General features: G+C 67.2%; 6 protein-coding genes. 4 read left to right on the forward strand and 2 right to left on the reverse strand.

Annotation, left to right across the window (positions count from 1 at the left end; translation table 11 throughout):
* A partial coding sequence (locus ACK5F2_RS16015; RefSeq protein WP_409866386.1) for a phosphoglycerate kinase occupies positions 1–853 on the forward strand: 853 nt, incomplete at its 5' end.
* Positions 854–963: 110 nt separating this feature from the next.
* Here the strand turns inward: ACK5F2_RS16015 and pstS are convergent.
* Positions 964–2,076, reverse strand: coding sequence for a phosphate ABC transporter substrate-binding protein PstS (gene pstS, locus ACK5F2_RS16020; RefSeq protein ID WP_409866388.1), 1,113 nt, complete (start codon positions 2,074–2,076; stop codon positions 964–966).
* Positions 2,077–2,319: 243 nt separating this feature from the next.
* Between pstS and ACK5F2_RS16025 the strand changes: the two genes are divergently transcribed.
* Both ACK5F2_RS16025 and pyk read left to right on the forward strand, forming a co-directional pair.
* Positions 2,320–4,644, forward strand: coding sequence for an NADP-dependent malic enzyme (locus tag ACK5F2_RS16025; RefSeq protein WP_409866389.1), 2,325 nt, complete (start codon positions 2,320–2,322; stop codon positions 4,642–4,644).
* 83 nt (positions 4,645–4,727) lie between these two features.
* The gene (gene pyk / locus ACK5F2_RS16030) at positions 4,728–6,158 is read left to right on the forward strand and encodes a pyruvate kinase (protein WP_409866392.1); all 1,431 of its coding nucleotides are present in this window, start codon (positions 4,728–4,730) and stop codon (positions 6,156–6,158) included.
* Between the two features lie 9 nt (positions 6,159–6,167).
* Here the strand turns inward: pyk and ACK5F2_RS16035 are convergent, their stop codons facing one another.
* Positions 6,168–7,190, reverse strand: a complete 1,023-nt coding sequence (locus tag ACK5F2_RS16035) for an STAS-like domain-containing protein (RefSeq protein WP_409866395.1) — start codon at positions 7,188–7,190, stop codon at positions 6,168–6,170.
* Between the two features lie 161 nt (positions 7,191–7,351).
* On the opposite strand from ACK5F2_RS16035, the gene ACK5F2_RS16040 reads away from it, so the two are divergent.
* Positions 7,352–7,553: class II fructose-bisphosphate aldolase (locus ACK5F2_RS16040; protein WP_409866397.1), on the forward strand; the 202-nt coding region annotated here is incomplete at its 3' end.

Below are 7,553 nucleotides of genomic sequence, written 5' to 3' on the forward strand. Positions count from 1 at the left end.
GGAAAACTGCCGCGTCAACAAGGGCGAGAAGAAGAACAACGAAGAGCTGGCCAAGAAGATGGCCGCTCTGTGCGACATCTACGTCAACGACGCCTTCGGCACCGCCCACCGCGCCGAGGGCACGACCTACGGCATCGCCCAGTTCGCCAAGATCGCTTGCGCCGGCCCCCTGCTGGCCGCCGAGATCGACGCGATCACCAAGGCCCTGGCCGCGCCCAAGCGCCCCCTGGTGGCCATCGTGGCCGGCTCCAAGGTCTCGACCAAGCTGACCATTCTGCAAAGCCTGTCCAAGAATGTGGACGGCCTGATCGTGGGCGGCGGCATCGCCAACACCTTCATGCTGGCCGCAGGCCTGAAGATCGGCAAGAGCCTGGCCGAGCCCGATCTGCTGGCCGATGCCAAGGCCGTGATCGAGGCCATGAAGGCCCGCGGCGCCGAGGTGCCCATCCCGGTGGACGTGGTCACCGCCAAGACCTTCGCCGCCGACGCTCCGGCCACCACCAAGGCCGCCACCGAGGTGGCCGACGATGACCTGATCCTGGACATCGGCCCCAAGACCGCCGCCATCCTGGCCGACAAGCTCAAGGCGGCCGGCACCATCGTCTGGAACGGCCCGGTGGGCGTGTTCGAGTTCGACGCCTTTGCCGGCGGCACCGAGGCCGTGGCCCGCGCCATTGCGGCCTCGGAGGCCTTCAGCATCGCCGGTGGCGGCGACACCCTGGCCGCCATCGCCAAGTACGGCATCGAGAAGGACGTCGGCTATATCTCCACCGGCGGCGGCGCCTTCCTGGAGGTGCTGGAAGGCAAGACCTTGCCGGCCTTCGAGATCCTGAGCCGCCGGGCTCAGGGCTGAGTCCGTGGTGATTGGGTGCCAACGCACCCAATTTCTCTTCAAGGAGGCGACGCGCGTTTCGCCTGCAACCGCCATGTGGGCCTGATTAACAGGCGGCTGTCCTTGCGCCTTCAGCCTGCTTGGTAAGCCGGCGGCTTGTTGTCGCGGGGCTTGACGAGGCTCAGGCGGCCGGCCAGCTTGGATTGCAGAGCGATGGGTAGTGGCGCGAACCCCGTGCCTCGCAGCAACTCATCGCCGTGCATCAGACACCAGTACAGAAAATGCAGCACTGGGGTCGCTGCCGCGCCGCTGGGCGGGCGGGCGTCAATCAGGATGAAGCTGGTCATGGTGATGGGCCAGCTCTCGGCGCCCTCACGATTCATCAGGGAGGCCAGATCGTCCCCTTTTCGGGCCACATCGCTGTTGGCAATGGCCGAGCGGAACCCCGCCTCCCCGGCGGCGACCCACTGGCCCGCCGCGTTGAGCAGGCTGGCACTGCTGAGCCGGTCTCGTTGCACGCGGTCGTAGCTCACATAAGCCAGAGTGCCGGCCCGGGCCTTCAAGGCCTTGACCACGCCATCATTGCCCTCGGCGGACTCGACTTCGCCGGGCCACTTGGGCTGCGAGCTCGCACCGACGCTCTTGGAGAAGCCGGCCGACACGGCACTGAGATAGCGGGTAAAACCCTCGCTGGTGCCCGATTTGTCAGCCCGCACCACACGCCGCACGGGCAGCGCAGGCAGGCTGAGCCCCGGGTTCACGGCGCTGATCCTGGCGTCGTTCCAGCGTTCGATCTCCCCGCTCATCAGTTCGGCCAGCACTGGGCCGCTCAGGCGCAGTCTGGCATCGCCAATGCCGGGCAGATTGACGACGGGCACGATGCCGCCGACCAGCATGGGCAACTGAATCAGCTCCCGCTTGCTCAGCTCCTCGGGCGGGAGCGGCGAGTCGGTGCCACCGAAATGCACCTTGCGGGCGCTAATCAGTTTCTGTCCCTCGCCGGACCCGGTGGCCAGATAGCTGACCTGACGGCCCGTCGCCTTCAGATAGCTGGCAGCCCATCGCTGATAGACCAGGGATGGGAAGGATGCGCCCGAGCCATTGACGGCCTCTGCGCTGGCGGCTTGCGCTCGAGCCGAGCTGGCATGGGTCAGCGCGGCAGCGCCGCCTAGCGAGCTCAGCAGCGGCAAGAGCAGTTGTTGGCGCAGCCAAGCACGGCGCCGCAGGTAAGGCTTGTCGGACATGATGGGGGCGTTCGGGGAGGCCGGGTATTTTCGCGGCGCCGGCAGGATTGCATGCGTGCGCAATTCACGCGCAGGCGCGGGACGGGGCGCAGAACGGGGTTTTCCGCCACATGAGGTCTTCTGACGCAGGCATACACCACCGGCAGGGACCTTGCCATCTTTGCATGGCAGGCAAAACACTCGGCATCGGCGCGCAGGGATAAGCAGGGTAATCTTGCCCGCCCTGTATTGAGGAGACGCGGGATGAGCAGCAGCCCCAACAAGTCCAATCTGTCGCCGGCCGAGGCCGCCCTGCGCGAGGCCGCGCTGGACTACCACCGCGCGCCCACACGCGGCAAGATTTCCGTCACGCCCACCAAGGCCCTGTCCAACCAGCGCGATCTGTCCCTGGCCTATTCGCCGGGCGTGGCCTATCCCTGCCTGGACATCGAGGCCGATCCCTCGCTGGCGGCCGACTACACCTCACGCGCCAATCTGGTGGGCGTGGTGACCAATGGCACGGCGGTGCTGGGCCTGGGCGATATCGGCCCCCTGGCCGCCAAGCCGGTGATGGAGGGCAAGGGCTGCCTGTTCAAGAAATTCGCGGGCATCGATGTCTTCGACATCGAGCTGGCCGAGCGTGATCCGGACAAGCTGGTCGAGATCATCGCGGCCATGGAGCCCACGCTGGGCGGCATCAATCTGGAAGACATCAAGGCGCCCGAATGCTTCTATATCGAGAAGCAGTTGCGTGATCGCATGAACATTCCCGTCTTCCATGACGATCAGCACGGCACGGCCATCATCAGTGCCGCCGCCCTGCTCAATGGTCTGGAGCTGGTGGGCAAGGACATCGGCCAGGTCAAGCTGGTGGCCTCGGGGGCGGGCGCTGCGGCCATTGCTTGCCTGGACGTGATGGTGGGCCTGGGCGTGAAGCGCGAGCACATCTTCGTGGTGGACTCCAAGGGCGTGATCCGCAAGGGGCGCCAGGATGCCAAGGACGGCAAGCTGGACGAGAGCAAGCAGCGCTACTGCCAGACCACCGAGGCCGCCACCCTGGCCGAGGTGATCGCGGGGGCGGACGTCTTCCTGGGCTGCTCGGCCGCCGGGGTGCTGACGCCGGAGATGGTCAAGACCATGGCCGACCAGCCCATCATCCTGGCACTGGCCAATCCCGAGCCCGAGATCCGCCCCGAGCTGGCCAAGGCCGCGCGGCCCGACTGCATCATCGCCACCGGCCGCTCGGACTATCCCAACCAAGTCAACAACGTCCTGTGCTTCCCCTACATCTTCCGCGGCGCGCTCGATTGCGGCGCGACCAAGATCACGGAAGCCATGAAGCTGGCCTGCGTGCGCGAGATCGCCGCCCTGGCCAAGGCCGAAACCAGCGACGAGGTGGCGGCCGCCTATGCCGGGCAAGACCTGGCCTTCGGCCCCGACTATCTGATTCCCAAGCCCTTTGATGCGCGCCTGATCCTGCGCATCGCCCCGGCCGTGGCCCGGGCTGCCGCCGAGTCGGGCGTGGCCACGCGCCCCATCGCCGATCTGGAGGCCTACCGCCAGGAGCTCTCGCGCTTTGTCTACCAGACCGGCATGTTCATGCGCCCGGTGTTCGCGGCCGCCAAGGCCAAGCCGGCGCGCGTGATCTACGCCGAGGGCGAGGACGAGCGCGTGCTGCGCGCGGTGCAGGTGGTGCTGGACGAAGGTCTGGCCCGACCCACCCTGATCGGGCGCCCCGAGGTGATTGCCATGCGGGTGCAACGTGCCGGTCTGCGCCTGAAGCTGGGCCAGGACGTGGCGGTGATCGACCCCGAGAACGATCCGCGCTTTCGCCAGTACTGGGAGACCTATCACCAGCTGATGGGGCGCAACGGGGTCACGCCGGACATGGCCAAGGCCGCGGTGCGCCGCTCCAACACCACCATCGGGGCCTTGGCCATCAAGCTGGGCGATGCCGATGCCATGATCTGCGGCATGGTGGGGCGCTTCGACTCGCACCTGGAGCATGTGTCGGACCTGATCGGCCTGCGCGAGGGCGCGCACTGCTTCGCCACCATGAATGCGGTGATGCTGGACAAGCAGACCCTGTTCGTGACCGATACCTTCGTCAATGACAGCCCGGATGCCGAGCAGCTGACCGAGATCGCCGCCATGGCGGCCGAGGAACTGCGCCGCTTTGGCTTGCCGCCCAAGCTGGCCTTTGTCTCGCACTCCATGTTCGGCTCCAGCAAGCGACCCTCGGCGCAGAAGATGCGGCGTGCGCACGAGCTGTTTGCCGCCGCCCACCCCGAGATCGAGTGCGAGGGCGAGATGCATGGTGACGCGGCGTTGTCGGAGAGCGTGCGCGCCACCTTCCTGCCCGACAGCAAGCTGCAGGGCGCGGCCAATCTGCTGGTGCTGCCCTCGCTGGACGCGGCCAACATCCTCTTCAATGTGCTGAAGATCGTGGCCGGCCAAGGCGTGACCATAGGCCCCATCCTGCTGGGCGCGGCGGCCCCGGTGCACATCCTCACGCCCTCGGCCACGGTGCGTCGCATCGTCAATATGACCGCGCTGGCCGCGGCCGATGTGCACGCCACGCGAGCCTGAAACCTGCTGAAACCATGGCGCGGTGCTTGTTGCGGTCCATAATCTTTCGCTGTAACTAGATTTCAGCGAGAGACAGCCCCATCATGACCCGCGCCACCAAGATCGTTGCCACCCTCGGCCCGGCCTCCTCGTCCCCGGAGGTGCTGGAGCGCATGATCCGGGCCGGCGTGGATGTCGTGCGCCTGAACTTCTCGCACGGCAAGGCCCAGGACCATATCGACCGCGCCCGCATGGTGCGCGAGGTCGCTGCCGCGGCCGGCCGCTCGGTGGCCATCATGGCCGACCTGCAGGGCCCCAAGATCCGCGTGGGCAAATTCGAGAACGGCACGATCGAGCTGATTCCCGGCACGCCCTTCATCCTGGACGCCGACCGCACGGAGCTGGGCAATGAGCAGATCGTGGGCCTGGACTACAAGGAGCTGCCGCGCGATGTGAAGCCCGGCGACACCCTGCTGCTCAACGACGGCCTGCTGGTGCTGACCGTGGACTCGGTCAAGGGCTCCCAGGTGCACACCACGGTCAAGCTGGGCGGCGAGCTGTCTAATAACAAGGGCATCAACAAGCAGGGCGGCGGCCTGACCGCCCCGGCCCTGACGGCCAAGGATATGGAGGACATCAAGACCGCCATGTCCTTCCAGTGCGAATACCTGGCGGTGAGCTTTCCCAAGAACGCCACCGATATGGAGATGGCGCGTCAGCTGGCCAATGTGGCCGGCGAGGCCTATCGCCACAAGCCGGCCATGATCGCCAAGATCGAGCGCTACGAGGCCATCCCGCAGCTGGAGTCCATCCTCAAGGCCAGCGACGGCATCATGGTGGCCCGCGGCGATCTGGCCGTGGAGGTGGGCAATGCCGCCGTGCCGGCCCTGCAAAAGCGCATGATCAAGCTGGCCCGCGAGCTGGACAAGGTGACCATCACCGCCACCCAGATGATGGAGTCCATGATCGTGAACCCGGTGCCCACCCGCGCCGAGGTCTCCGACGTGGCCAATGCCGTGCTGGACGGCACCGACGCCGTGATGCTCAGCGCCGAGACCGCTGCCGGCAAGTACCCGGTGGAAACCATCGAGCAGATGGCCGCCATCGCGTTGGAGGCCGAACGCGCCGAGTTCGTGAACCTGGACACCGACTTCACCGGCCGCCAGTTCGGCCGCATCGACCAGTCGATCGCCATGGGCGCGCTGTTCACCGCCTACCACCTGGGCTGCAAAGCCATCGTGGCCCTGACCGAGTCGGGCTCCACCGCGCTGTGGATGAGCCGCCACCGCATCAATGTGCCCATCTTCGCCCTGACCACCCAGGAGGTCAGCCAGCGCAAGCTCAATCTCTACCGCAATGTGCGCCCCCTCTTGATGCCCAAGTTCGATGATCGCGACCAGGCCCTGAAGGCGGCCGAGTTGCTGCTGATCGAGCGCGGCGTGCTGATGCCGGGCGACACCTATGCCATCACCTGCGGCGAGCCCATGGGCTACCCGGGCGGCACCAATATGCTCAAGGTCTGCCGGGTGGATTGAGCCGCAGGCTCAGGCCTTGCGTGCGCTGGCCACCAGGGCCGCGATGCGCGGCGTCATATGGGTGGGCACCAGCTCCACCTCGGGGCGGGCCCGGGCAAAGACGCGGAACAGCTCGTCCGTGAATCCGTGGCCCACGTCCTCCACGCCTTCAAAGCTGATCTCCACGCGCTTGAAGTCCGGCAGCCGGGCCGCCACACGGCGCGCCTGGGCACGTGAATCCAGGGCCTGCCCCGGTCCCGCGAGCAGGCGCAGACACACCCGGGTGTGGTCGAACTCGATGCCATCGCCGGCCCGGCTCCAGTCCGCCATCACCTGTTCCAGGCTGCGGGTGGTGTCCAGAGCGATGGCCATGTAGATGGAGCTGCCCTGGCGGGGCAGGGCGCGGCCGCGCTGCCAGCCGCTGGCTTCCCAGGCCCGGCGCTGGAAGGCGGTGTTGTTGGCGTGGATGTCGAACACGTCGGCCAGCTGGGCGCTGAAGAAGAGGCCGCGGCCCGTATGCGCCTCGGGCTGGCTGGTCAGCCGGCCCTTGCTGAGCTCCAGCATCGCATGCTGGGCATCGCTGATCTCGAAGCGGGTGCAGATCTTGTCGAAAACGCCGCAGCCGTCGTCAGAGACCAGCAACTGCACATGGCTGGGGGTCTGGCGCAGGGACACGGTGGCGCTGCTGCCGCCGCTGTGGTCGATGGCATTGTTCAGCAGCTCGGTGAAGCCGTGCTGCACCATGCGTGCCACATGGCGCGGCAGCTCGAAGTGGGGCGCGAAGTCGCGCTGCCAGGGAAGGTCCTCCTGCAAACCATGCAGGGTGTAGCTGCGTGCCACTTGGCGCAGCGCGCCGGGGTGGTAGACGGGGCGCCGGCTGCTGCCCTCGCGGCGCAGCCACTGAGCGTCAACCAGGCGACGCAGCGCGGCCTGTGCGGCGCGCCGGCTGGCGCCGGTGCGCTCGGCCACATGGTCGGCCAGGTCCAGGGAATGCTCACGCGCCGCGGCGGTCATCCACAGGGTGAGATGGTCAAGGTCGAGGCGAACGGTCACGCGGACAAGGCTAGCCTTCGGGCGCGGCGCGCGCAAGCGCGCTTGCCCGCATTTCCGGGGGGCGCGGCGGCGATGGGGCCGCTAGAATCCCGCGCAGTTACGGCGTGGTTACGGGATCCGGAGCCGCGCTCAAGAATTCGCAACTCCCTGGAGGGCCAACCATGCCTCTCGTTTCCATGCGCCAGCTGCTGGACCATGCCGCCGAACACGGCTATGGCATCCCGGCATTCAACGTCAACAACCTCGAGCAGGTGCAGGCCGTGATGCAGGCTGCGGCCGAAGTCGGCGCACCGGTCATCCTGCAGGCGAGTGCGGGCGCGCGCAAGTACGCCGGCGAGGCCTTCATCAAGCATCTGATCCAGG

Origin of the sequence: Roseateles sp. (assembly GCF_046300915.1) — a bacterium.
In the GTDB taxonomy this organism is placed as follows: domain Bacteria; phylum Pseudomonadota; class Gammaproteobacteria; order Burkholderiales; family Burkholderiaceae_C; genus Kinneretia.